The organism is Rhodoluna miladensis (SeqCode), from assembly GCF_965234705.1.
Lineage (GTDB): Bacteria > Actinomycetota > Actinomycetes > Actinomycetales > Microbacteriaceae > Rhodoluna > Rhodoluna miladensis.
The window spans coordinates 1,078,725-1,101,821 of the sequence record NZ_OZ248465.1 but is presented as its reverse complement, the minus strand read 5'-3'; the positions used below and the strand labels follow the sequence as shown (position 1 = coordinate 1,101,821).

At 49.8% G+C, this 23,097-nt stretch carries 21 protein-coding genes and 1 tRNA gene; 12 read left to right on the top strand and 10 right to left on the bottom strand.

The window, feature by feature from the left end:
• The first annotated feature begins 46 nt into the window (after positions 1-46).
• From AC8GDC_RS05540 to AC8GDC_RS05530, 3 genes are all read left to right on the top strand, one after another.
• Positions 47-751, top strand: coding sequence for a potassium channel family protein (locus AC8GDC_RS05540; protein WP_506557664.1), 705 nt, complete (start codon positions 47-49; stop codon positions 749-751).
• Between the two features lie 82 nt (positions 752-833).
• Positions 834-2,174 (top strand): D-alanyl-D-alanine carboxypeptidase/D-alanyl-D-alanine endopeptidase, encoded by a 1,341-nt coding sequence (dacB, locus tag AC8GDC_RS05535; RefSeq protein WP_506557663.1) that lies wholly within the window; start codon positions 834-836, stop codon positions 2,172-2,174.
• Between the two features lie 21 nt (positions 2,175-2,195).
• On the top strand, positions 2,196-3,599 hold the full coding sequence (locus AC8GDC_RS05530) for an aspartate ammonia-lyase (RefSeq protein WP_506557662.1): 1,404 nt from the start codon (positions 2,196-2,198) through the stop codon (positions 3,597-3,599).
• On the opposite strand, the gene AC8GDC_RS05525 is transcribed toward AC8GDC_RS05530, so the two are convergent.
• Positions 3,586-4,128, bottom strand: a complete 543-nt coding sequence (locus tag AC8GDC_RS05525; protein WP_506557661.1) for a copper resistance CopC family protein — start codon at positions 4,126-4,128, stop codon at positions 3,586-3,588. The two genes, AC8GDC_RS05530 and AC8GDC_RS05525, sit on opposite strands and share 14 nt — an antisense overlap.
• Before the next feature lie 266 nt (positions 4,129-4,394).
• Between AC8GDC_RS05525 and AC8GDC_RS05520 the strand changes: the two genes are divergently transcribed.
• Positions 4,395-5,786, top strand: coding sequence for a D-alanyl-D-alanine carboxypeptidase/D-alanyl-D-alanine-endopeptidase (locus tag AC8GDC_RS05520; RefSeq protein ID WP_506557660.1), 1,392 nt, complete (start codon positions 4,395-4,397; stop codon positions 5,784-5,786).
• A 10-nt stretch (positions 5,787-5,796) separates the two neighbouring features.
• On the top strand, positions 5,797-6,375 hold the full coding sequence (locus AC8GDC_RS05515) for an isochorismatase family protein (protein WP_506557659.1): 579 nt from the start codon (positions 5,797-5,799) through the stop codon (positions 6,373-6,375).
• Between the two features lie 32 nt (positions 6,376-6,407).
• Here AC8GDC_RS05515 and galT read toward each other — a convergent pair whose 3' ends face one another.
• On the bottom strand, positions 6,408-7,499 hold the full coding sequence (gene galT, locus AC8GDC_RS05510) for a galactose-1-phosphate uridylyltransferase (protein WP_506557658.1): 1,092 nt from the start codon (positions 7,497-7,499) through the stop codon (positions 6,408-6,410).
• Between the two features lie 42 nt (positions 7,500-7,541).
• Positions 7,542-8,237, bottom strand: coding sequence for an SDR family NAD(P)-dependent oxidoreductase (locus AC8GDC_RS05505; RefSeq protein WP_506557657.1), 696 nt, complete (start codon positions 8,235-8,237; stop codon positions 7,542-7,544).
• A gap of 70 nt (positions 8,238-8,307) precedes the next feature.
• Between AC8GDC_RS05505 and AC8GDC_RS05500 the strand changes: the two genes are divergently transcribed.
• Positions 8,308-9,798, top strand: a complete 1,491-nt coding sequence (locus AC8GDC_RS05500) for a hypothetical protein (RefSeq protein WP_506557656.1) — start codon at positions 8,308-8,310, stop codon at positions 9,796-9,798.
• Between the two features lie 83 nt (positions 9,799-9,881).
• Here AC8GDC_RS05500 and AC8GDC_RS05495 read toward each other — a convergent pair whose 3' ends face one another.
• Positions 9,882-11,180: a bifunctional o-acetylhomoserine/o-acetylserine sulfhydrylase gene (locus AC8GDC_RS05495; RefSeq protein ID WP_506557655.1), complete on the bottom strand. Its 1,299-nt coding sequence runs from the start codon at positions 11,178-11,180 to the stop codon at positions 9,882-9,884.
• 468 nt (positions 11,181-11,648) lie between these two features.
• A complete protein-coding gene (locus tag AC8GDC_RS05490; RefSeq protein WP_506557654.1) occupies positions 11,649-12,413 on the bottom strand; it encodes a bacteriorhodopsin-like in 765 nt (254 codons plus the stop codon).
• 281 nt (positions 12,414-12,694) lie between these two features.
• On the opposite strand from AC8GDC_RS05490, the gene AC8GDC_RS05485 reads away from it, so the two are divergent.
• The 6 genes from AC8GDC_RS05485 (at position 12,695) to AC8GDC_RS05460 (ending at position 17,281) form a co-directional block, all read left to right on the top strand.
• On the top strand, positions 12,695-12,895 hold the full coding sequence (locus AC8GDC_RS05485; protein WP_506557653.1) for a hypothetical protein: 201 nt from the start codon (positions 12,695-12,697) through the stop codon (positions 12,893-12,895).
• 48 nt (positions 12,896-12,943) lie between these two features.
• Complete coding sequence (locus tag AC8GDC_RS05480; RefSeq protein ID WP_506557652.1) at positions 12,944-14,029, top strand: fatty acid desaturase family protein; 1,086 nt, start codon at positions 12,944-12,946, stop codon at positions 14,027-14,029.
• 83 nt (positions 14,030-14,112) lie between these two features.
• Positions 14,113-14,958 carry an ABC transporter substrate-binding protein gene (locus tag AC8GDC_RS05475; RefSeq protein WP_506557651.1) on the top strand — a complete coding sequence of 282 codons (846 nt, stop codon included), beginning with the start codon at positions 14,113-14,115 and terminating at the stop codon, positions 14,956-14,958.
• A 62-nt stretch (positions 14,959-15,020) separates the two neighbouring features.
• Positions 15,021-15,881: an amino acid ABC transporter permease gene (locus tag AC8GDC_RS05470; protein WP_506557650.1), complete on the top strand. Its 861-nt coding sequence runs from the start codon at positions 15,021-15,023 to the stop codon at positions 15,879-15,881.
• Positions 15,878-16,627 (top strand): amino acid ABC transporter ATP-binding protein, encoded by a 750-nt coding sequence (locus AC8GDC_RS05465; RefSeq protein ID WP_506557649.1) that lies wholly within the window; start codon positions 15,878-15,880, stop codon positions 16,625-16,627. The genes AC8GDC_RS05470 and AC8GDC_RS05465 overlap by 4 nt, the downstream gene beginning before the upstream one ends.
• A 45-nt stretch (positions 16,628-16,672) precedes the next feature.
• Positions 16,673-17,281: a DUF998 domain-containing protein gene (locus AC8GDC_RS05460; protein WP_506557648.1), complete on the top strand. Its 609-nt coding sequence runs from the start codon at positions 16,673-16,675 to the stop codon at positions 17,279-17,281.
• A 159-nt stretch (positions 17,282-17,440) separates the two neighbouring features.
• On the opposite strand, the gene AC8GDC_RS05455 is transcribed toward AC8GDC_RS05460, so the two are convergent.
• The 5 genes from AC8GDC_RS05455 to AC8GDC_RS05435 all read right to left on the bottom strand — a co-directional run bounded on the left by AC8GDC_RS05455 (position 17,441) and on the right by AC8GDC_RS05435 (position 23,097).
• Positions 17,441-17,517 (bottom strand) — tRNA-Lys (locus tag AC8GDC_RS05455).
• Positions 17,518-17,579: 62 nt separating this feature from the next.
• A complete protein-coding gene (locus tag AC8GDC_RS05450) occupies positions 17,580-18,461 on the bottom strand; it encodes a DMT family transporter (RefSeq protein ID WP_506557647.1) in 882 nt (293 codons plus the stop codon).
• The gene (locus tag AC8GDC_RS05445; protein WP_506557646.1) at positions 18,458-19,993 is read right to left on the bottom strand and encodes an SDR family oxidoreductase; all 1,536 of its coding nucleotides are present in this window, start codon (positions 19,991-19,993) and stop codon (positions 18,458-18,460) included. The genes AC8GDC_RS05450 and AC8GDC_RS05445 overlap by 4 nt, the downstream gene beginning before the upstream one ends.
• 42 nt (positions 19,994-20,035) lie before the next feature.
• Positions 20,036-20,971, bottom strand: a complete 936-nt coding sequence (locus tag AC8GDC_RS05440) for an NUDIX hydrolase (RefSeq protein ID WP_506557645.1) — start codon at positions 20,969-20,971, stop codon at positions 20,036-20,038.
• A gap of 5 nt (positions 20,972-20,976) precedes the next feature.
• On the bottom strand, positions 20,977-23,097 hold the full coding sequence (locus tag AC8GDC_RS05435; protein ID WP_506557644.1) for an RNA degradosome polyphosphate kinase: 2,121 nt from the start codon (positions 23,095-23,097) through the stop codon (positions 20,977-20,979).

Below are 23,097 nucleotides of genomic sequence, written 5' to 3'. Positions count from 1 at the left end.
ATTGTTAGAAGTGTTGATTCAAGCCCAAAGGCTCTGAATCACTTGAATGGAGAAAAAGTTGGCTAATCGTCTAAAGCTTCGTGCAGGAAAAAAGCATGGAGCATCAACCATTGCAGTTATCGGTCTAGGCCGATTTGGAACCGCACTTGCTCTTGAGCTTGTAAAAACAGGCAGAGAAGTTTTAGGTATTGACTCCGATGAGCGTCTAGTTCAGGCCAATGCGGAAGCTCTAACCCATGTTGTTCAGGCAGACACCACCGATGAGGCCACGCTAAGAGAACTTGGTATCCAGGACTTTGACTCAGCAGTAGTTGCGATTGGTTCAGATCTAGAAGCCTCAATTCTTACTGCTTCACTACTGCTTCAGCTAGGTGTTCCAGAAGTCTGGGCTAAAGCCACAAGTGTTTCTCACGGACGAATTCTTGAGCAGCTGGGCGTGCAACACGTTATCTTCCCTGAAATGGACATGGGTAAGCGAGTAGCTCACATGGTTAGCGGTGAGTCATTGGATTACATCCAGCTCGACGAGGATTTCGTGATGGCTAAGACTGAAGTGCCAGAAAGCTTTAATGGAAAAACTCTGTCGGAAATGAAATTCCGCTCCAATCACGGAGTCACAGTGGTTGCTACACGTAAGGAAGGCGAAAACTACCTGCCATCTTTTCCTGAGACTGTATTGAACACTGGTGACGTGATGATTGTCTCGGGAAGAACCTCTCAGGTAGAAGATTTCTGCCGCATGGGTTGGTAGTACCAACATTTTTCGCCTGAGAATTTCCTGAAGCTCTGAGTGGGAACCCAAAGAAACAAGCGCTTGAGCTTAGCCTTGGCTAATGCACAAAATTTCCGTGAAGCTTGTTCTGGCCGCTGTTCTAGCCGTGGCGATGAGCGCAACGTTTGCTCCAGTCAGCTTCGCAAACCCTGACGATGCGGCAGTTGATACTTCAACTGAAGCGGCCCCCTGCACGGCCAACAAGGCAATGGAGCAAAAAACTCTAGGAAAATTTCACGCCTATGTCATCAACGTCGATACCGGTGAAGTCTTGGTGGATGTTTTGGGTAAAGAGCTAACCCCTTCGGCATCGGTTATCAAGACTTTGACCGCTGTGGCTGCCCTGCAAAAACTTCCGCTCGAATACAGAGCTGTGACTCAGGTGCTTGCAACCCCAAGCGAGCCATCAACGCTTGTTCTAAAAGGTGGCGGTGACTTTACTCTTTCTCGCCTCGGTCCTGGTGAATCAAGTGTTTACTCCAAGCCGCCAAGGATAAGAAACCTTGCCAAGGAGGCTCTGGAAAAGATACCAGTCGATGTTCCAATAACAAAGATCATCCTGGACGATAGCTTCTTTAGTGGCGAAGCGTGGAATCCGGACTGGCCTGCGAAATACCGAACTCTTGGCTACGTTTCAAACATCACCGCTATCCAGGCCGATGGCGATCGAGTGCAACCCGATCGCTTGATCTCCTCATACAGTTTCCGGAGAGGCAAAGATCCGGTGATTACAGTGGGTGAGGCCCTGCGTGCATCGCTGGGGGATCGGGCAGTCAATGCTGAGTTAGTGGTTGGAAAAACTCCAGCGGATGCATACGTTGTTAGTGAAGTCCAATCTCAGGATATGAGACTAAGTTGGCTCGGGCACATGCTTACCCATTCCGACAACACTGCCGCCGAGTTCATCGCTAGACACGCTGCTAAGGCCGCCGGTCTCGAGGGAAGTATTGCTGGAGCAAACAAAGTTATAAAACAATCTTTACGACAGCTTGGGTTGAAGCCCAAACCTCTAGTGATTCGCGATGCTTCTGGATTATCAGATGAGAACAGGGTGCATTCCAAACTGCTAGCCGAACTTATGGTTAAAGTTGCCAAGGCAGAAAACGGACTTGGGGTTTTGACGGAGTGGATGCCAATCGCTGGAGAAACTGGAACTTTGAGATATAGATTCCAAGGAAAATCGGCCATTGCTAGAGGAAACGTAATTGCAAAAACCGGATACATTCCAGGTCTTTATGGCTTGAGTGGAATCGTAAATGCATCAGATGGCTCACGTCTTGCATTTGCTGTCTTTGCAAGAGCTGATAGTGAAAACGGTATTTCGGTAACCTACACGGCTCAAGGCGCTATAGACCGCGTAGTGACAAGGTTCTATAGCTGTGGAGCGTCACTGACCCAGTAGGTTTAGTGGCAGACTTAACACATGTCATCAACAAGGCTTGAGCATGATTTGCTCGGTGATTATCAAGTTCCAATAAATGCTTACTGGGGTGTACATACCGCTAGAGCAGTAGATAACTTCCCTATCTCAGGCGTACCTATCGGTCACTACCGATCGCTAATTAGAGCGTTGGCAATCGTCAAGCAGGCAGCCGCCCAAGCAAACTTTGAGCTCGGCGAAATATCCGCTGAAACCAACGATGCTATTTCTAAGGCATGCCAAGAAGTTGCCGCTGGGAAATTCGACAGCGAATTTGTGGTGGACGCGATTCAGGGTGGTGCCGGTACATCAACCAACATGAACGCCAACGAGGTTATTGCCAACCGGGCAATCGAGATCTTGGGCGGAACTAAAGGTGACTACGACATAGTTCACCCGCTGAATGATGTGAATAAATCCCAGTCGACCAATGACGTTTATCCAACCGCCCTGAAACTCGCCCTAATTCTCGAAATAAACGAGCTGCTAAAGGCAATGGCTCATCTTCAGGCCGCCTTCCAAGGCAAAGCCGATGAGTTTAAAGACGTCATCAAAATGGGCCGCACTCAAATGCAAGACGCCGTTCCAATGACTCTTGGTCAGGAGTTTGCAACTTTCTCTCGAATGACCATGGAGGATATCCAAAGACTTCAGGAAACTGTTCCACTGCTTCGGGAGATCAATCTCGGTGGAACAGCAATTGGTACCGGACTCAACGCACCAGCTGGATACGCCCAGAAAGCATGCTCAATTCTTTCTAAGCTGTCAGGGTTTGACTTCATGGTTGCCGAGGACATGGTTGAGGCCACGCAAGACGCCGGAGTGTTTGTGATGGTTTCTGGTGTTCTAAAGCGAATTGCGGTGAAGCTTTCAAAGACTTCAAACGATCTTCGATTGCTTTCCAGTGGGCCAAGAGCTGGCCTTGATGAGATCAACTTACCTCCAAGGCAAGCTGGCTCTTCAATAATGCCCGGCAAGGTAAACCCGGTTATCCCTGAGGTCGTGAATCAAATTGCCTTTGCAGTAATTGGCAACGACGTGACTGTAACCATGGCGGCAGAAGCCGGGCAGTTGCAGTTGAACGCCTTCGAGCCGATTATGTGCCGCGCACTAATGATGAGCATCACTCAACTTCGTCAGGGATGCTACGTTCTTGCCGATGCCTGCGTATCTGGAATTACAGCCAATGTTGAAAAACTCCGCAAGAGCGTTGAACACTCCATCGGACTGGTGACAGTTATATCGCCATTACTTGGCTATGAGAATGCCACCATTGTTGCGCAGAAGGCATTAGCCGACGGAACTAGTGTGCGTGAGGTTGTATTGGAGCTAAAGCTTATGACTGCTGCTGAATTTGATGAGCTTCTAGGAAACATAGATGCCCTAGTTAGGCCTAGGACTTCCTAGCTCGTCTTCTAATCATCAGGCCAATAGGCGCAAAGATAACACCGAGTATCACCATGGCAAGTCCGATGTAAAAACCAATCATTGAATCACCCGAGCCTTGTTCTTGGATCGGAGCGGGGGCAATCAGTATTGGCGATTCCGTGTCCTGCGGCTGAGAAGCCTCAAGCTCCAGGGTAAAAGTTGACTCACCGCTGATCGGGTGCCCATCTGAAGAAACTACTTTCCAGCGCAGGTCGTAATCCCCAGCCTCGCTCAAATTGATTTGAGCAGTCAAAACCGAATCCATAACCACTATCTCGTGACTTACCCACTCATCAGAACCAACGGGCTTAGTTGAAAGTTCTGCGTTGGTTTCGCCCTCAACTACTAGTAAGGGGTTGTTAAAGGTGAGTTTCGCCTCGAAGCTTCCCTCGGTGAGAACCGCTTGCGAGGCGGGCTCTATATCAATCAATAGGTCGTGGCCCTTTGCGGGAAACGCGAACATGACCGTTGCAAGCAAGGCTAGGGCGAGGGAGGTTTTTAGGCGCATGCGCCAATTCTAAGCTTTGGAATTACATGGTCTGTCAGAGCTAGCAAACCAAGGACTCACAAAACCGGCATGATCAGGCAATCCTCAGGTTCGAAGGTAATATTGAAGTACTGGGCTGTAAAGCTAAGCCCAATAGATCGAAAGTTGCGCTCGATCAGGACTATGACAGTCCCAAGTCATGAACCATGATCAATCCATAGAAGCTATGGAACTTGTGGATCAGATTATGCAGCGAACCAGTATCGAGCATTCAGGAGATTAGCCAGTTGGCCAAGTTAGCAGATAGGTTTCCTTACCTTCGAGAAGTTCTCATCGGGTCCGGTTCAGGACTCTTGGTTCTGACACTCATCATCGGCGGCTTTGCGGTTACAGGCGGTGGATCAAATATTGTCCCTATTCCAACCGAATCTCCTACTGCTTCGGAATCGGCAAGTCCGTCCGCTTCTCCAACTGCAACAACTCTTCGTTCCTGTTCAGTTGAAGAGCAAGCTTCCAACCCACAGCTAGGAACTTTGCAGGCTGTAGTTCTAAACGCTGAAACCGGTGAGGTGTTATACGACCGCGATTCAAATAAGCCAGCTGCCACCGCATCGGTAATGAAGACCCTTACCGCAGCAGCAGCGCTTATGACTGTTGGCCCAAACTACCGAGCCACCACCAAAGTGATGGCTGACCCGCAGGCAAAAAGCGTTATCTCGCTAGTTGGCGGGGGAGATGTCACACTTTCAAAAACTCCAGTTGGTGCGCAATCGATTTACAAAGACGCACCAAAGCTTGCAACTCTAGCTACCCAAGTTAGAGTCTGGGCCGAGAAAAATGGCGTCACTCAAATTGATGAGATCATCCTTGACTCAACATTGTTTGCAGGATCAGCCTGGGAAAGCTCTTGGCTTCGCCAGGATCAAACAGATGGCTGGATCTCAGAAGTCACCGCTTTGCAAACTGACGGCGATCGCATCCGTCCCGCCCAGTTCACCTCAGCCCGGACTGGCAGGCCAGTTCTTAGTGCAGGAGAGGCATTCAAGAAAGAACTTGGCGATTTTGCCAAGACTGCCCTCCTGGTTGAGAGCGAAACCCCTGCCGGCTTTATCGAGATTGGTTCGGTGCAGTCTCAGCCGATGAGCCGCTGGATCACCTACATTCTTCAAAGATCCGAAAACATCCAGTCCGAGATGATGGCCAAGCTGGTCTCAGTCGATCTCGGCTTTGATGGCTCGTTCGAGTCATTTGACCCAGCCTTTAAGCGAGCACTTGGAACAACAGGTCTTGATTTCACGGGTGTAAGAATCAGGGACGCTTCTGGCTTGTCGCAGCTCAACATGGTTAGCCCAAAGTTCATGGCGGAACTAATGAGGCTGGTGAATTCGGAGTTTGCTGACTTTGGTCAGATCAAGCGATCCCTTTCAATCGCGGGTGAGTCAGGAACTCTGGGTTCTCGATTCAAGGGAGAGATCGCGGATGCCGCCGGAGACATCTTTGCTAAGAACGGTTATATCATCGGAGTTCACACCCTAAATGGAATCATCAACGCCAAAGATGGAACAGTTCTAACATTCGCCATCTACGCGCTCGGCGATACCGGAAGCGATGTTAGAACTGCAATTGACACTCTCGCTACGGCTTTCTACCGCTGCGGCGACGACCTATCAAACGAGTAGGACCCAAAAAATGCCTCGGGCGCTACTGGTAATTGATGTTCAAAACGACTTTTGTGAAGGCGGTGCCTTAGCCGTATCCGGTGGAGCTGCGGTAGCAAGCAAGATTTCCAAGTTTCTTGAAACATCACGCTACGACTTGATTATCGCATCAAGAGATTGGCATAACCCAACTGGAAACAACTCAGGACATTTTGCTGATTCTGGATCAGAACCGAACTACAAAACCACCTGGCCAGTGCACTGCGTTGCCGACACTGAGGGAGCTGCGTACCATCCAAATCTCAACACTGAACTAGTAGGCGAGCACATCTTTAAGGGCCAGGGTCAAAATGGGTACTCGATTTATGAGGGAATTACAAAAAGCGGGCAAACGTTTGATGAGCTATTGAATTCCCACCAAATTGACGAAGTTGATGTTGTTGGAATCGCTACCGATCATTGCGTTTTAGCCTCCGCACTCGATTCCAAAAATCACGGACTCAAGGTGAGAGTGATTAGCTCTTTGACGGCTGGGGTTTCAGAAGTTACCACCGAAGCTGCAATTGATCGGATGATCGATAGCGGTATAGAGGTAGTAGCGAGCCTTTAGGCCTCTGGATTCGAAGGCCGCTTAGACTGCGGTCAAGAAAGCGCTTGCCTGAGCTGCGCTGCGATTGTTTCAGCAGGAATATCTGCGATGAACGCTCCCATTGCAGATTCTGATCCCGCAAGGTACTTGAGCTTGTCAGCGGCTCTTCTTGGTGAGGTTATCTGAAGCTGGAGCCTTAGGTTCTTAGCACCTTCGGCAAGTGGTGCCTGGTGCCAAGCTGCGATGTACGGCGACGGAGTTTCGTAAACAGTCTCGAAGGCTCGAAGCAGACTTGAATACACGCTCGCGAGCTCAGCTCTTTCATCGGAGGAAAGCTCTGTGTGATTGGCGACCTGACGCTTTGGCAAAAGATGAGCCTCCATCGGCCACCTGGCGGCAAATGGGACATAGGCCAAGAATGAATCGGTCTCAATCAGAACTCTTTCCGAGTTTTTTTCGAAGGCAAGAATCTCATCAAACAGATTTGGATTACGTGAAGCCATCTCCAATACCTTTTGAGTTCTTGGTGTGACGTAGGGGTAAGAGTAGATCTGACCGTGTGGGTGATGGAGTGTCACCCCAATTTCTTGTCCACGATTTTCAAAAGGGAAAACCTGCTTGACTCCAGGCAGACGTTGAAGCTCATCGGTTCTATCCGCTAGGGCCTCAAGAACAGTCAGTACTCGACTAACTGGCATCTGCCCGAGTGAGCCTTCGTGTTCCGGGCTAAATACAACAACTTCGCATCTTCCAACTGCAGGCCTTGTTTCACCCAAAGCAATCTTGCTGCTAATCGAAAGATCCGGAACCGAAACGCCAACTGGCAAGTCACCGAAGGAAGGGTTCTTGTTTTCGAAAACTGCTACATCGAAGTTGTCGGGGATCTCGCTTAAGTTATCTGCAGTTGATGGGCAGAGAGGGCACTGGTTACTTGGTGGCAAAAAAGCTCTGGTGTGACGGTGAGCTGCGACAGCAATCCATTCGCCGTTTAGTGGATCTTGTCTAAGCTCTGCAAGTTGTGGACGTTCGGCTGGGTCTCGAAGGTCGGGTTTTCTTGTGTTCGGATGCGTAGATCCGGCGTCATCGAAATAGTGAATGTCGCGACCATCAAATAACTTGGCCGAAACTTTCTTGGTTGAGCTCACTTGTCAAAGTTTACTAACAAGCCTGACTGGCCTCCGTAGGGCCTAGAAGGCGGTTGAGGGAAGGTCTTTCTCGTCCTCAACAATTGCCTTCACGATTCGATCCGCCACTTGGTCAGCGCTCATTCCTTGCGGGAATGCAGGGGCGACACCGCCAATTGCTCGGCCGGCAAGCCCAGTTTCGGTGTGGCCTGGTCTGGCATCGATTACTCGAATGCCGTCTCTTCTTAGCTCTCGAGAAATTGCCTGATCAAATGCGTAAAGAGCCGCTTTGCTGGATGAGTAAGCAGCAAGCCCTGCCATTGGGGATTCGGCAACCACTCCGGAGATGTTAACAATAAAGGGATCATTGCCGGCAGCGGCAGAGACCTTCAGGGCTGGAAGCAATCCTTGGATTAGATTAATCGGACCTGTGGTGTTTACAGCAAATAGTTTCGTCACAACTTCGGCAGTCAAATCAGTAAAGTTTCCAAAGGCAACCACACCGGTTGCATTTACGATGCCATCGATTTTGGCTTCGGATTCAATTAGGTAGTCAATCAGCACTCGAATTGATTCAGGGTTTGTTAGATCAACCAGCAGTCTCGGGTTTCCTGCTTGCGGTACTCGCTCGGCCGATTCAAGAGATGATGAGGTGGCCATCACGGTCGCACCCTGGGCAGCAAGTTTGGTAGACAAGGTCGAGCCCAATACCCCTGAGGCACCTAGAACCAGAATGTTCTTTGACTTTAGATCTGACATGTATTTCTCCTTAAGTCCTACAACCCTAGCGAAGCTTCGGCTATTGTCCAAAAGCCAATAGGCTTTAGCGGTGTCCATAAGATTTATTGATCCTGCAACCGGTGCCGATGTGCGCTCAACCGAGTTTGCCCGCCGCACTCTGGCAGCCGCCGCCAAGGACAACAGTGAGCTGTACCAAAACATCTCTGGGGCACCCGATTGGCGGAAGTGGTATATCCGTCTATTCGCCCAGCTAGCAATTGAAGAAGGGCGCTCTCCGTCTCAGTTAGCCAAGATGGCAACTGCCGGCTTGAACGAGTTTCGCTCTCACCTTCACACCAGTTCGGGTGAGAAGCTATCGACTTCAGTTGCCAAAGGCTTTGATGCAAATCTTGTTGAAACTGTTGTAATTAGGGGCTCGGGCAATAAACGCCCAATTGCCGTTGCCAGGCATTCAGGTCCAATGGCAAATCTTGCTGGTGAGTGGGATTCCAATGGTTGGGCAGAGCCTGGGCTGATTGAGAGCTTTAGGTTTTTGGATCAGAACCCAAACCTTTCCCTTGAAGGCAACCTGCTCTTTGCCGTCGCCGGGGCCGCCGAATTTGCCCCAACCGAGCACTGGCTTGCCTGGGGCGGCCAAGTAGCGGTAGTTGCCAGAAACAACCCAAAGACCTGGGAGCGATTGATTTCCATGGCACGAGCTTCGGCAGGAGTGATGCTGGTGCCGGTAGTTCGCGAAGACAAGAGCGTTCCGCTGGAGAATCTATCTGATCAGCAACTTGCGCAGGTTGCAGGACTAGACATGCTCGAGCACTATGGGGAAATTGCCAGTTGGATGAAGCAGATATCCAACAAGGCAACTTCCAAGTTCATCCTTGGGCTTTACGCATACACACCGAAAACAAATCACATTCGCGTTCAAGCGGTTCAAGAAGCACTTGCTGATTTGGCAATGCAGAAATTCTCCAGTGAAAAACTAGTTCTTAGTTGGCTGGCAACACCATCGGATTCAACTGCGGGACCTGCGTCAATCGGTCATGACCAGCAGGCTCGTTTTTCAAAGCGTTCTTCGATGCATGTTATTAGAGATAGTTTTCTTGGAATCATCAATGCGGCAAGAGCGGCAAAGCCGAAATACTTTGACTCTGAATCTGGTGAAAAGCTAGTACTAATCGACGCTTCGGTTCAGCAGCAGGGACCAAGCTATTCTTTTTCGAAGCGCACTCAGCGCTGGCGAGCTTACCTAGCTCACTATGCAGGCTTCCGAGTTTCCTATCAGGTCTCACCTCCTGCCAGAACTAAATCAGTTCTAAGTCACAAGATTCTTCGGGCTAGCTACCAGGGAGCTCCGCTATTTGGAGTCAAACCTTTCGAGGTTGATGTTGCCAAATCGGCATCAGCTGCTGCACTTGTTCGTGACGTGATGGATCCAAAGGCTTACTCAAACAAGAACACCACTACTGAGCTACAGTGCTTCTCGGCTATCCACGGAGGCCTCTGGCGAATTGCCTATCGCCCGAAAAGTGTTTGGATTGCCGCCACCTTGATTGGGCTGCCGGCTTTGCTAAAGCGCGGCTACTAAGACTTTTTGCCAGAAAGTATCACACGCAAAAGGGCCACCAATAAATTAGTGGCCCTTTTGCTAAGTGACGAACTCTGACGAGACTAAATCGCTGCTGCGAAAGCTGTCTCCAAGTCGGCGATCAAGTCATCTGCAGACTCAAGCCCAATAGAAAGACGAACAAGTCCAGGAGTCACACCGGCTGTTACTTGCTGCTCAGGAGATAGTTGAGAGTGAGTGGTCGATGCTGGGTGAATCACTAGAGATCGGACATCACCAATGTTGGCTACGTGACTAAACAGATTTAGCGAGTCTACGAACTTTGATCCTGAGCTTACGCCGCCCTTGATCTCGAACGAAACTATTGCACCAGCGCCCTTCGGAGCGTACTTCTTGGCTGCTTTGTGCCAAGGCGAACTCTTGAGTCCGGCGTAGTTCACAGATACAACCTGCTTGTGCTTCTCAAGGAAGTTCGCGATCTTTTCTGCGTTCTCAACGTGTCTCTCAATTCGCAGGCTTAGAGTCTCGATTCCTTGAATAAGCTGCCAAGCACTTGCTGGGGCGATTGCTGCACCAAGGTCGCGAAGTAACTGCACGCGTGCCTTGATGATGTAAGCAATTGAATCTCCTAGGGCAGCGCTGTAGTTTACGCCGTGGTAAGAAGGGTCAGGTGTTGTAAGTCCTGGGAATTTATCAGACTTACTCCATTCGAATTTTCCACCGTCAACAATTGCTCCAGCAACAATGGTCCCGTGACCTCCTAGAAACTTGGTAGCAGAGTGCAGCACAATGTCTGCCCCGTGCTCAAGTGGACGAATTAGGTATGGAGTTGCAACGGTGTTGTCCACCATCAGTGGTACGCCGTTCTTGTGTGCAACATCAGAAACACCTTCAATGTCCAAAATCGAAACCTTAGGGTTGCTAATGGTCTCGGCAAAGAAAGCCTTGGTGTTTGGCCTAACTGCCGCAGCCCACTCCTTAAGGTCATCCTGGTTCTCTACAAAAGTAGTTGTGATTCCAAGTTTTGGAAGTGTGTACTTGAATAGGTTGTAGGTTCCACCGTAAACGTTTGATGATGAAACTATATGGTCGCCAGCTTGAGCAATATTCAAGATTGCAAAAGTTTCAGCAGCCTGACCAGAAGCTAGAAGCAAAGCAGCTGTACCGCCCTCAAGGGCCGCAATACGCTTCTCTGCTACATCCTGAGTTGGATTCATGATTCGGGTGTAGATATTTCCAAACTCAGCTAGACCAAAAAGCTTTGCTGCGTGCTCACTCGAATTAAACGTGTAAGCAGTGGTCTGGTAGATAGGTGTAGCTCGTGAGTTGGTGGTTGGGTCTGGCTGTGCGCCTGCGTGAATCTGTGCAGTCTCAAAGCCCCACTTGGCTGGATCTGTGCTCATTTTTTGTCCTTTTTCTTTCGTAGGTGTTGAACTAACAGTTGGAGAGTTACTGGTTGAGTTGATTGGGTTATAGACAATTGAAATCGTCTTTTGAAGTTGAGCTATTTGGTTGAGAGGTTTTTTGCGAGGCTTCACCCTCGCGGCTTAGTTCACCGTTGAAAAAACACGTTAGAGACTAAGCGTCTAGAGCATTCGCTCCATAGACATCATTGACATACCCATAGCAAAACCAGCAGATTGCGAGATTCGCAGTTCTGACATGGCGGTTGCTCCTTGGGTTGAAAGGTGTTGGACAAAACAGTACTGGATAATTCCTTCGGCTGCAACCCCGTCCAAGGGGGCTAGGTGAGGCAGGCCACCCCTCAGGCGGCCGAAAGCCTGGGCAGTCTTTATTGGCCTACAAAATCAGGGCAAAACAAAAGGCGCCGGTTTCCCGACGCCTTTTGTTTTTTAGCTTAGATCTGAGGCTTACTTGCCCTTGAACTCTGAAGCTGCAAATGCCTTGTCGTCCTCGGCGCTCTTCATACGAGCGATCGAGAAGATCATTAGGCCGAATAGACACTTCGCCAAGATGTCAGCGATGGTGTATCCGGTCTCACGAAGTACAAAGCCCTGCTCGTCGAATCCAACGGAGTTCATGTTAGCGATGAACGCGATTGGGTAGACACCCCAGGTAGCTAGAAGAAGAAGGCGTAGTTCCTTCAGTCTTCTCTGAACCTGCTTGCTCTGCTTGGTTAGGTTCTTACCTAGCTCAACGAACAAGATGTACAGGATGTAAAGGAATGGGATTGTTGAAAGTAGACCCCACATTGGAGCAGAGATGCCACCGATGTCTAGGCCTGCGTCTCCTGGGTAACCAAGAGCAATCATCAAGGCTGCAGCAGGTACTAGGCGAACTAGTAGTGCAGTCTGAGCTGACTTAGCTAGTGCAAGAACCGCAATGGTCTCGACTAGTAGTAGTGGCACAGTTAGTAGCCAGTCAACGTAGCGGTAGCCAACGTTGTACACGGCACCTTCAATTGCCTCTGGGCCAAATACGTGGTTGAAGCTGTCAAACATTCTGAAGTAGTGATAGGCAGCGATACCGGTCACTGTTGCAGAAACCAAAACCGCCATGCGGTAGCGAGGCAATACGCGCTCGCGAGCCACAATTAGGAAAATGGTGGTGAATAGCATGCTCGCGATACCTAGCGAGAAGCCGTTATAAACGATCAGGAATCCTGATTCACTCATAATTTTTGTTCCTTTCAGCTGAGAGAGGCAAGCTGCCAAGGACTCATCGGGGACCAATTTCATCGACGATGCTTCCTCGCATCACTTACACGCCTTTTAACCTAGCACCCGTTATCAGGGTTTTCTAAGCTAAGAACCCCGAATTTGCGCCAAATAAAGGGGTTCAGGGAGGCCGGTCGGGCGTGTCAGATGCTGATATCTCGGGATAAGCTGGTGCCAAGTCAACTAGCAGTATGACCAAGCTCCAAACCCGCCAACCCGCCCCGAGAGGAAGAGCCCAGATGTCTAGAATCAGCATCCTCCAGGCCGAGGTGGACCTAACTACCCCTCTAGTTCTTGAGTTCAATGAGATTACATCTCTTATGGCAATCAGTGGGTTAGGAATAATCACCGTAATGGTGCTTTCGGTTGTGGTTGCCGCCCTAGCCTTTTTTGGCTCTAAAGGCCAAGACCTGTCGCAAGATCATTTTGCAAGACGCTAGGCCCTCTACTGGCAGGTCTTTGCCAGAGCACCCAGTTAGACTCGCACAATGACCATGTTGGCAACCAAATCAACCACCCACTTCAACCAGATATTGGCTCAAGTTCGTGACGCTGGTTTGTTGTCCAAAAAGCCAAGTTTTTACATCATTCGCCTAATTGTTTTGACCATTGCTGCCGCTGGTTTTTGGACCTTGAGCGGATATCTTTCAGTTTTGACCGAGCAGAACAAACTCTGGCTAATTGCTGCCTTCGTACTTGTTGCAGGACTCGGAGTGCTGAGCGCACAGTATGGGTTTATCGCTCACGAAGCCTCACACCGACAGGTGTTTAGAAACAATAAAGCCAACGACTGGACCGGCCTACTGCTAGCCAACTTGTTCGCAGGTCTAAGCTACGGGTTCTGGCTTCGCAAGCACAACAAGCACCACCAGCGTCCAAACCAGATTGGCGAAGACCCGGACATCGCTATTCGCGTACTTAGCTTCACCACCGAGTCAAAAGAGTCAAAGCGCGGCATTGAACGCTGGTTCTCTGACCGCCAGGGATACCTTTTCCCACTACTACTTCTATTCACCGGCTTTGATCTACTGGTTGACTCATTTGCTGGCCTGGTCCGCAAAGACCGGAAGCTCTCCATTCGACTACTCGAGTTCTCGCTGATGATGATTCGTCAGCTAACTCCATACGTGGTCTTTGCAATCCTGTTTGGCCCGATCTGGGGTCTGGCGCTGTGGTTTGTGATGATGATGGCCTTTGGCTTTTTCATGGGAGCTGCCTTTGCTCCAAACCACAAGGGCATGCCTTTGGTTCCCGAGGACGCCAAGCTTGACTTCTTTTCAAGACAGGTACTTACCTCGAGAAACATTAGAGGCTCTTGGCTCAAAGACAACCTTATGGGCGGCTTGAACTACCAGGTCGAGCACCACCTGTTCCCCTCGATGGCAAGGCCAAACCTTCGCAAGGCTCACGAAATCGTCGTTGAGTACTGCCGCAAGCACGAGGTCACACTGGTTGAGATGAACCTGCTGGCAAGCTATGTCGCCATCATGAAGCACCTAAACAAGGTGGGTCTTAGCAATAACGCCGATCCTTTTGTTTGCCCAATGGTGGCTGAACTTCGCCCTAGAAGCTAGTAAAGGCCCCAGCTTCAGCCCTCGGGCACTCTCTTGCGGTAAATTTAGAGAGGGAACACCCCACAAACTCAACTAGGAGACAAATGTCTATTTCTTCTGTCAAAAAAGCAGCGCTCGCAATTGCGACTTCGGCTGCTCTTGCATTCACACTTTCAGGTTGCGCAGCTACCGCAACACCTGAAGCAGCACCTAACGAACTTCAGACCATTACCGCTGGCAAACTAACCATCGGAACAGGCCTACCGGCTTATGAGCCATGGGTTGTTGGCGACGCTCCAGAAAACGCCGAAGGCTTTGAGGCTGCAGTTGCTTATGCAGTAGCTGCTGAACTTGGCTTTGCTCCAGAAGATGTTGTATGGGTTCGCACAACTTTCGATGAGGCAATTGCTCCAGGAGCTAAGAACTTCGACTTCAACTTGCAGCAGTACTCAATCACCCCTGAGCGCCAAGAGGCAGTGGACTTCTCATCCCCTTACTACTCAACAGCTCAGACTGTAATCACCGTTGCTGGATCTAAAGCTGCAGAGGCTACATCCCTTGCAGACCTAAAGGGTCTGTTGATTGGTGCAGCTACCGGAACAACAAGTTTTTCTGCAATTGAGACCGTAATCGCACCGACTGCTGGCGCTCAGGCGTTCAACTCGAACGACGACGCCAAGGCAGCACTAGCTAACGGACAGGTTGACGCAATTGTTGTTGACCTACCAACCGCTTTCTACCTAACCGCTGTTGAACTTGACGGAGGAAAAATCCTTGGCCAGCTTGCTGGAGCAGAAGCAGGAGATAGCTTCGGTCTAGTACTAGACAAGGGATCACCTTTGACTGCAGCCGTATCGGCAGCTGTTGACGCTCTTCGCGCAAACGGAAGGCTTGCTGAGCTTGAGACTATTTGGCTCGCAGACTTCGCAGGCGCACCAGTTCTAAAGTAACCAAAAATTGAGAAAATAGGTGGGGCAGCAAATGCCCCACCTATTTCTATTTGGATCGAGCCATGGACCTAAACGAGCAAGAGCTTTCTCAAGCAGAGAAGGATCGACGCGAGCACCGCAGAGCGCAGCGCAAGCGCTCGGTCTGGATCTCTCTTGCAAGCACTCTGGCCTTCGCGGTAATTGTTTGGTTTGGTCTAATCGCAACTCCCGGCTGGGAGCGAGTGGAGCAGTCATTTTTCAACTGGGATGTGGCGGTAGCTAGCTTTCCTAGAGTGATTGACGGGCTGCTGCTAAATCTCCGAGTGTTGGTAGCTGCGGCAATTCTGGTGCTGTTTTTTGGCTTGTTGCTTGCCATAATCCGCACACTTAAGTCCCCGGTGTTTTTCCCGCTGCGCGTGCTTTCAAAAGGTTACGTTGACCTGTTTAGAGGCTTGCCGCTAATCATTGTTTTGTACCTGGTTGGATTTGGAATACCTGGACTAAGACTTGAATTTCTTGGAAGAATTCCTGCCGAGGTACTTGGCATTGTCGCCTTGACTATCACCTACAGCGCTTACGTGTCTGAAGTCTTTAGAGCAGGTATCGAATCTGTTCACTCCTCACAGCGCCTCGCTGCCAGATCTCTCGGCCTTTCTTATTCCAAGTCGATGCGCTTGGTTGTTTTGCCCCAGGCGGTTAGAAAAGTAGTGCCACCTTTGATGAATGATTTCATCGCCTTGCAAAAAGACGTAGGCCTCATATCTGTTCTAGGAGCTATCGACGCTGTTCGTGGAGCGCAGATTGAAGTTGCGAAGTTTGCCAACTTCACACCTTATGTAGTTGCCGGTCTGTTATTTGTTTTGCTCGCAATTCCAACCATCCGACTTGCCGATAGGATTTCGGCGAAATTCACGGCCCGCGAACAGCAGGGAGTCACGCTGTGATCGACTGGAATCGCCCGAGGCTAAAAGTTGTTGGACTCAAGAAGTTCTACGGGGACCGCAGGGTCATCAACGGTGTTGACCTAGAGGTTTTCCCGGGCCAAATTGTTGCGTTGATTGGATCATCGGGTTCTGGAAAATCTACTCTGCTTCGCTGCGTGAATCAGATTGAAGATCTCACCGATGGGCAGATTTTCCTGGACGGTGAAGAAGTCTCCGCGCCGGGTGTGAATCAAGACTTGATCAGAGCCCAGATTGGTCTGGTCTTTCAGTCCTTCAATCTCTTTACTCACCTGAGCATTCTGAACAACATCACCCTTGCCCTAAGGCATGTAAAGAAGATGGATAAGGATGCCGCTAACGAGCTTGCCCAAAGCTGGCTGACCCGAATTGGGCTGGGAGATCGAGGAGATTCTTACCCAGACAAGATCTCAGGTGGACAGCAGCAAAGAGCAGCCATCATCCGAGCGGTTGCCATGGAGCCTAAAGTTTTGCTTTTAGATGAAGTAACCAGCGCACTGGATCCAGAACTGGTTGGTGAAGTGCTTGATTTGATTCGCGAGCTCAAATCCGGTGGAACAACAATCTTGATGGCAACCCATGAGCTTTCTTTCGCAAGGGAAGTTGCCGACTGGGTTATCTTCCTTGAGCAAGGACAGATCTATGAGCAGGGTGAAGCTAAGGACTTTTTCGAAAAGGCTAGTAAGCCTCGGACTATTGAGTTCCTATCTAGGATGAGATCCCGCTAACACGTTTTTTGTGATTAAGGCAAACCCCCGCAGTAAACTTCTGGCATGAAGCCAATCGGAAAACCCGCATTCATCGCTGCCATTATTGGTCCAATTCAGTCAGTTTTAGGTTGGGTAATCGCGGGCGCGCTTTGGGCTGAATACAACCCAGTTACTCAAACAATCAGCGATCTTGCTGCCCCTGAGTCTCCGGTGAATTTGATCATGTCTGGGTTCTTTGTTTTCGGCGGAGTGCTTACTCTGATCGCTTCAATTTATGCTCGGACGTTGGCTCTGCCTGGACGCATAGCTTTGTTTTTGTCGGCGATTGCAACTTTCGGACTGACAATTTACCCAACTCCCTTGATTGGCTATTCAGTGGAGCATCGGATTTTTGCGATTATTTCTTTTGCGCTCTCGGCTTTCTGGCCAATCCTTGCAATGCGATTTCGGAAAGACGCACCTTGGATAATCAGACCGACCGCATCGATAATCGGCACCACTTTACAACTGGCCCTTGCAGTATGGTTTTTGAGCACCTGGACAGATCCAGAGACCACCAACGTTGGGGTCTGGGAGCGGGTAGTGACCGTCAGTCAGGCCCTCTATGGATCAATAGTGATAATCACTATTTATCTTGGGTCTAAGCGTGGCAAGCCAACAAATAGTAGGTAAAATCGAGGAACAAGCACCCCAGCAATAAGGAGAAAAAAACCATGGCACAAAAAGAACAGAAACCTCAGAAGAGCGACAAGAAGGCTCCAGCAAAGACCCTGAAGGAAAAGCGCGCTGACAAGCAAGCCAAGAAGAACCGCGGTTAGTCAAAAGAAAAATTGGTAGGCCCCGTCGGGATCGAACCGACGACCCACGGATTAAAAGTCCGTTGCTCTAACCAACTGAGCTAGAGGCCCTAGCGCTTACTAGTCTAGCGAGTCGGGACATACCCAAGACGCGTGAGCCAAGTACTGCTGATCTACGTGAAATGCGTTTGGGTCAGCGGGCTCTTGGTTTTGCTATTTGGCCACTCGACAATAAGCATCGCAATCAACATCAGGCCTCCACCCAATACAGTGCGAAGCGCGAGGGTTTCTTGACCCACCGCTACCGCAATGGCGGCAGCAAAGATAACTTCCGTGGTCAAAATGATCGCCACCCTTGATGGGTCCATAATCGACTGAGCCCAGGTCTGCACCAAGAACGCCGCTGCGGTTGCGAACACGGCAGTGAAAACCACAACTCCCCAAACGCTTGCGTTCGGTGGTGGCTGATAGCCATCCGCTACCGCTCCGAGCGAGCAAACAGCCGCACCTGCACCAAGCTGAATAACCGTTAGTGCATAGAGGTCTTTGGCGGTGCTCCAAAAACTAAGACCGATGATGTGAAAAGCAAAAAGCAGAGCACAAGCAATCAACCAAACTTGACCGATTTCGATAGAAAAACCATTGAAGGAAATCAGCAGTAGGGCAGCAAAGGCCAGCACGGTTCCAACAATGACTTTGCCTTCGACTTTGTTTCTGGAAATTAGCCAGAACAGAATTGGAGTAAAGACAACATACAAACCGGTTAGAAAACCGCTGATGGCTGCGGTTGTTAGATCTAATCCAATTGTCTGTGTGATTAGTGCAAGCCCGAGGATAGCTCCGAGAATAGAGCCCCTAATAAGCAGCTGTTTGTTTATTGCCTTTAGAACTTGAGGTCGAACCGCAATCATCACAAGTGTTGCCAGGGTGAATCTGGTTGCCAGAAAGTCAAAGATGGGCTGTTCGTTAATTGCATCTTTCATTAACACGAACGCAGCACCCCAAGAAATGGTGACTCCGAAAAGGGCAATAACAGCCCAGGTGGTTTTTCTCATTTTGACTGTTTTCTTATCTTGCGAACCGATGGACCGGCCATGTTCTTAACCATTGATGGAAACACCAGTCCGTGCATTGGCCAAACGGCCCACCAGTAAGCGTGACCGAGCAAACCCTTCGGGGCAAATAGTGCTCGCTGAGTGATCAGAGTTCCGGTACCAGCGGAGTCTTTTTCTGCTACGAACTCCAACCAGGCAAGTCCCGGCATTCTCATCTCGGCTCTCAAGCGAAGAAGGAAAGGTCTATTGATTGCTTCTACTCTCCAGAAATCCAACGCCTCACCCTCGATTAGGGTGTTCTCGTCACGACGTCCGCGTCTAAGGCCAACTCCACCGACAAATTTGTCCATGAGGCCGCGAAGCTCCCACGCCCAGGTTGCAGTTGAATAACCGTGTTTGCCACCGATGCCTTCAATTCTTTTCCAGACAGTTTCAATGGCGTCATCTGAATGCACTGTTCGAACATCGGTATATAGAGTTCCACCAGCCCAGTCCGGGTCGGTTGGAAGTGGATCAGATGGAGTTCCAGGAACCGAGGCATTAGTCCAGCGGGTTTCAACGTTGGCTTCCTTGATTCGAGTCAATGCAAGCTCAACGGCTGTCTTGAATGGAGTAAGTCCGTTTTTGGAATCCGGAATCAATTGTCTAATCGAATCGTTGCGGGCAACGACCTCGTTTTTCAAACTCTCAACCAATCTTCTAGCAAGGGTAATTGGAACTGGTGTGACAAGACCAACCCAACCGCTGGATAGTTTTGGAGTTAGCACAGGAACCGGAATGATGATTCTTTTTCTAAGTCCTGCAGCTTCGGCGTATTTCATCATCATGTCCCGGTAGCTAAAGACCTCTGGTCCACCGATGTCGTAATCACCGGAGATGGATTTATCCAGCGCAGCTGCTCCAACCAGGTACCGCAGCACATCACGAACAGCAATCGGTTGAATCTTTGTTTCAACCCAGCGTGGGGTTGTCATGATTGGAAGGCGCTCGGTTAGGTAGCGAAGCATTTCAAAGGAAGCCGAACCACTACCGATAACTACTCCAGCACGAAGCTCGATGGTCGGAATTCCAAAGCTTCGAAGAATTGTTCCGGTATCGGCTCTGGACTGAAGGTGAGGGGAGAGCCTCTCATCTTGGGCGATGATGCCACCTAAGTAAACAATTCTTTGAATGTTTGCCTTCTTGGCTGATTCGCCAAACTTTTGAGCGATGTCTTTTTCTTCTTGTTCGAAGTCATCCTTGCTCATCAGAGCGTGCAATAAGTAGTAAGCAACGTCTATGCCCTCAAGGGCTTTATCAAGCGCCGCACTGTCATGGGCGTCTCCCGAGACAACTTCAACTCGATCAATCCAAGGGTGATCTTTTAGTCTTTCTGGGTTGCGCGCCAGAATCCTCACTCGGTAGCCATGAGCCAGAAGCTCTCTGATTAGGCGACCACCGATGTAGCCGGTTGCACCGGTCACTAAACACTTGGCTGGCTTACCGTCACGCCCAGTAAGGGTTGGAAGGTCATGGCTGACGGTTTCGATCATGTCCCAAGCCTACATTTAGCGGTGGCCGCGAAAAAACTTTGGCTAGAGACGCTCTTCTAAACTCTGTGATTCAACAGCAACAAGTCTTGGCTTTTTACCAGCGGTGGTTAGGTGAAGCACGATAAAGTCTCCAGGCTTTAGAGCTTTGGCCTCAAGAATTAGTTTGGCTAGTTTTGGCTCGGCATAGCTTGCCAACACCTGTGTGATTGTTGGCAAGGTTGGTCGATGAGTACACAAAATCGAAGACCTAGCATCAGCGAAAAGGTTTTTGGCAACCTTGGCGGTTCGAGCAGGTCCCTTAGCGTTTCCCATTTCCGAAAGCTCGCCTCTGTCAATGATCTTGTAGCGGTGTGCCTTGGCATAAGGGGTGATGGTGTCTTTGCAGCGACGCCAAGGACTCGTAAAAACTCTCTTGGGCCCATAGGCGCTCAGCAGTCGAACTAGTTCCTTGGCTTGCTTTTTGCCTTCTGGAAGAAGGGGCCGTTTGCCATCTTCGCCAACGTAGTCAGCTCGTGGTGTGGCATGAGCGTGGCGAATGATGATCAGCGGCTTAGTTTTTAGCATTCCGTTTTTGCGAAGATCAATTACTTCTTGCAGTAATTCCTTATCGTGCTTGTAGCTAAGCTTCTCAAATGCCTGCTCTGGCTTTACCCAAACTACTTCAGATACTTCCTCATTCGCTTTGAATTTGGAGCTTGCTAGTGCTTTGTCGGTAACCTTTGCGGCCCAGTAGTGAACGACCTTTGTTCTTTCCTTCTCAATCGGGTAGGAAAAGGTTGAAAGGGGAACGCCAAGCGTTACTTTTAGTCCGGTCTCTTCTTTGATTTCCCGAACAGATGCCTCGGCAAGTGTTTCACCTGGATCAACTTTTCCCTTCGGGAAACTCCAGTCTTTGTAGCGCCCCCGATAGATGATTGCCACCTTTAGGTCTTTGCCGACTTCTCTCCAGCAGACCGCTCCGGCGGCAAAGATTTCCATAGCTACTATTTGCCTCTTGGCTCTGCGATGGATTTCATGATGGTGTCTTGGAAGTCGCTCAAGGTGTTGCCTTCGGAATCAAACTGGCTTCGTGTCCAAGTGCCACTCGGGTCAAGGTTCCAGGAAGCAATTTGCTCGCTCATGGCAAGCTCAAACATTTCAATAATGCTGTTTACGTGATCAGGCTCACTTAGACGAACCAAGACCTCAACTCTTCGATCAAGGTTTCTATGCATCATGTCTGCCGATCCGAGGTAGACCTTTGGGTCTCCACCACCAAGGAAGCTAAAGATACGGCTGTGCTCAAGGTAGCGACCAAGAATTGATCGAACTCGAATAGTTTCGGAAAGACCCGGTACTCCCGGCTTTAGCGCACACATTCCTCTTACCAGGATGTCAATTGGCACACCGGCATTGGATGCTTTGTATAGCGAATCGATTATTTCCTCATCGACCAGGGCATTGACCTTGATGCTGATGCGAGCTTTCTTTCCAGCCTTGTGAAGCTGGATCTCCTGTTCGATTAGGTCTGTTAGACCTTCTCTAACTCCAACTGGAGAAACCAATAGCGACTTGAAGGTAGCTTCAGGCGCATAGCCAGAAAGGTGGTTGAAAAGTTTGGTTAGGTCTTCACCAACGGATTCTCTCGAGGTTAATAGTCCGTAGTCTTCGTAGAATCTGGCAGTTTTTGGGTTGTAGTTTCCGGTTCCGATGTGGCAATACCGAACTAGAGATCCACCCTCTTGACGAATCACGAGAGCTAGTTTGCAGTGGGTCTTTAGACCCACCATTCCATAAACTACGTGAACGCCAGCCTGCTCTAGCTTTCTGGCCCAAGTGATGTTGTTTTGCTCGTCAAAGCGTGCCTTGATTTCCACAAGTGCCAAAACTTGCTTGCCAGCCTGAGCAGCCTGAATCAACGCATCAACCACAGGAGAATCTCCCGAGGTTCTATAAAGAGTTTGTTTGATTGCCAGAACCTGCGGATCTTCCGCCGCTTGTTCCAAGAACTCCTGAACGCTGGTTGAGAAAGATTCGTAAGGGTGGTGAACCAAGACCTCGCGGCTTTTCAGCACCGTGAACATATTCAGCGGTTCATCATCGCGCGGGACCAAGTGCCGATTTGTCACCACAGGGTGTGGAGGAAAACGAAGTTCGGGTCTTGGAAGAGATCCAATATCACTTAGTCCGGTTAGGTCAAGAGGTGATGGCAGGGTGTAAACATCCTGAGTTGAAATATCAAGCTCGCGAATCAGAAGTTCAAGAACCTGCGGGTTCATATCATCCGCAACTTCAAGGCGAACCGGAGGGCCAAATCTCCTGCGAAGCAATTCTTTCTCAAGGGCAAGAAGTAAGTTCTCCCCTTCGTCTTCATCAACCTCTAAGTCTTCATTTCTGGTGACTCGGAAGTTGTGATACTGCAGCACTGTCATTCCAGGAAAGAGCAGTCCCAAGAATTCGCCAATGATGTCCTCTAGGGGAACGTAGCGAACTCCTTCGTGTTTATCTGGGTTAGGAATCAAAACGAACCTGGGAAGAAGAGGTGGCACCTTCACTCTGGCAAAGTGCTCTTTTTCGGTTCCTGGGTTCTGCAGTACAACCGCGAGGTTAAGTGACAAGCCGGAGATGTAAGGGAACGGGTGGGCAGGGTCAACAGCCAGTGGTGTCAGGACTGGAAAAATGTGTGACTGGAAGTAGTCCTGAAGCGAAAGCTTCTCGTCGTCTCTAAGCTCATTCCAGCGAACTAAGTTGATGCCGTGCTTTTCTAGCTCTGGTTCGATTACCTCAAGAAACAATTTGGCATGAGCCAGCTGGAGTTCGTGTGCTTCCTCTGAAATCTTGGTGAGGACTTCTTTGGGGGACAGTCCCGATGGGCTCTTGACCGCAAGGCCGGTGGCCAAACGTCGTTTGAGACCGGCAACTCGAACCATGAAGAATTCATCGAGGTTCGAAGAGAAGATGCTCAAGAAATTCACGCGCTCTAGTAGATGCATGGTTGGATCTTGAGCTAGTTCTAATACTCTGCGGTTAAATGCAAGCCAGCTAAGTTCTCTATCCAAGAAGCGGTCGGCGGATAACCCATCCCGTGATACGGGCAGGGTGATAGCCATGGTTTCTTCGGACAT

What these genes read in the sequence shown, in the direction of transcription:
- dacB (WP_506557663.1), top strand. Translation starts at nt 834, where the DNA reads ATGCACAAAATTTCCGTGAAGCTTGTTCTGGCCGCTGTTCTAGCCGTG.
- AC8GDC_RS05440 (WP_506557645.1), bottom strand. Translation starts at nt 20,971, where the DNA reads ATGGAAATCTTTGCCGCCGGAGCGGTCTGCTGGAGAGAAGTCGGCAAA.
- AC8GDC_RS05450 (WP_506557647.1), bottom strand. Translation starts at nt 18,461, where the DNA reads ATGAGAAAAACCACCTGGGCTGTTATTGCCCTTTTCGGAGTCACCATT.
- AC8GDC_RS05460 (WP_506557648.1), top strand. Translation starts at nt 16,673, where the DNA reads ATGAAGCCAATCGGAAAACCCGCATTCATCGCTGCCATTATTGGTCCA.
- AC8GDC_RS05445 (WP_506557646.1), bottom strand. Translation starts at nt 19,993, where the DNA reads ATGATCGAAACCGTCAGCCATGACCTTCCAACCCTTACTGGGCGTGAC.
- AC8GDC_RS05530 (WP_506557662.1), top strand. Translation starts at nt 2,196, where the DNA reads ATGTCATCAACAAGGCTTGAGCATGATTTGCTCGGTGATTATCAAGTT.
- AC8GDC_RS05540 (WP_506557664.1), top strand. Translation starts at nt 47, where the DNA reads ATGGAGAAAAAGTTGGCTAATCGTCTAAAGCTTCGTGCAGGAAAAAAG.
- AC8GDC_RS05435 (WP_506557644.1), bottom strand. Translation starts at nt 23,097, where the DNA reads ATGTCCGAAGAAACCATGGCTATCACCCTGCCCGTATCACGGGATGGG.
- AC8GDC_RS05525 (WP_506557661.1), bottom strand. Translation starts at nt 4,128, where the DNA reads ATGCGCCTAAAAACCTCCCTCGCCCTAGCCTTGCTTGCAACGGTCATG.
- AC8GDC_RS05485 (WP_506557653.1), top strand. Translation starts at nt 12,695, where the DNA reads ATGTCTAGAATCAGCATCCTCCAGGCCGAGGTGGACCTAACTACCCCT.
- AC8GDC_RS05515 (WP_506557659.1), top strand. Translation starts at nt 5,797, where the DNA reads ATGCCTCGGGCGCTACTGGTAATTGATGTTCAAAACGACTTTTGTGAA.
- AC8GDC_RS05470 (WP_506557650.1), top strand. Translation starts at nt 15,021, where the DNA reads ATGGACCTAAACGAGCAAGAGCTTTCTCAAGCAGAGAAGGATCGACGC.
- AC8GDC_RS05480 (WP_506557652.1), top strand. Translation starts at nt 12,944, where the DNA reads ATGACCATGTTGGCAACCAAATCAACCACCCACTTCAACCAGATATTG.
- AC8GDC_RS05495 (WP_506557655.1), bottom strand. Translation starts at nt 11,180, where the DNA reads ATGAGCACAGATCCAGCCAAGTGGGGCTTTGAGACTGCACAGATTCAC.
- AC8GDC_RS05490 (WP_506557654.1), bottom strand. Translation starts at nt 12,413, where the DNA reads ATGAGTGAATCAGGATTCCTGATCGTTTATAACGGCTTCTCGCTAGGT.
- AC8GDC_RS05475 (WP_506557651.1), top strand. Translation starts at nt 14,113, where the DNA reads ATGTCTATTTCTTCTGTCAAAAAAGCAGCGCTCGCAATTGCGACTTCG.
- AC8GDC_RS05505 (WP_506557657.1), bottom strand. Translation starts at nt 8,237, where the DNA reads ATGTCAGATCTAAAGTCAAAGAACATTCTGGTTCTAGGTGCCTCAGGG.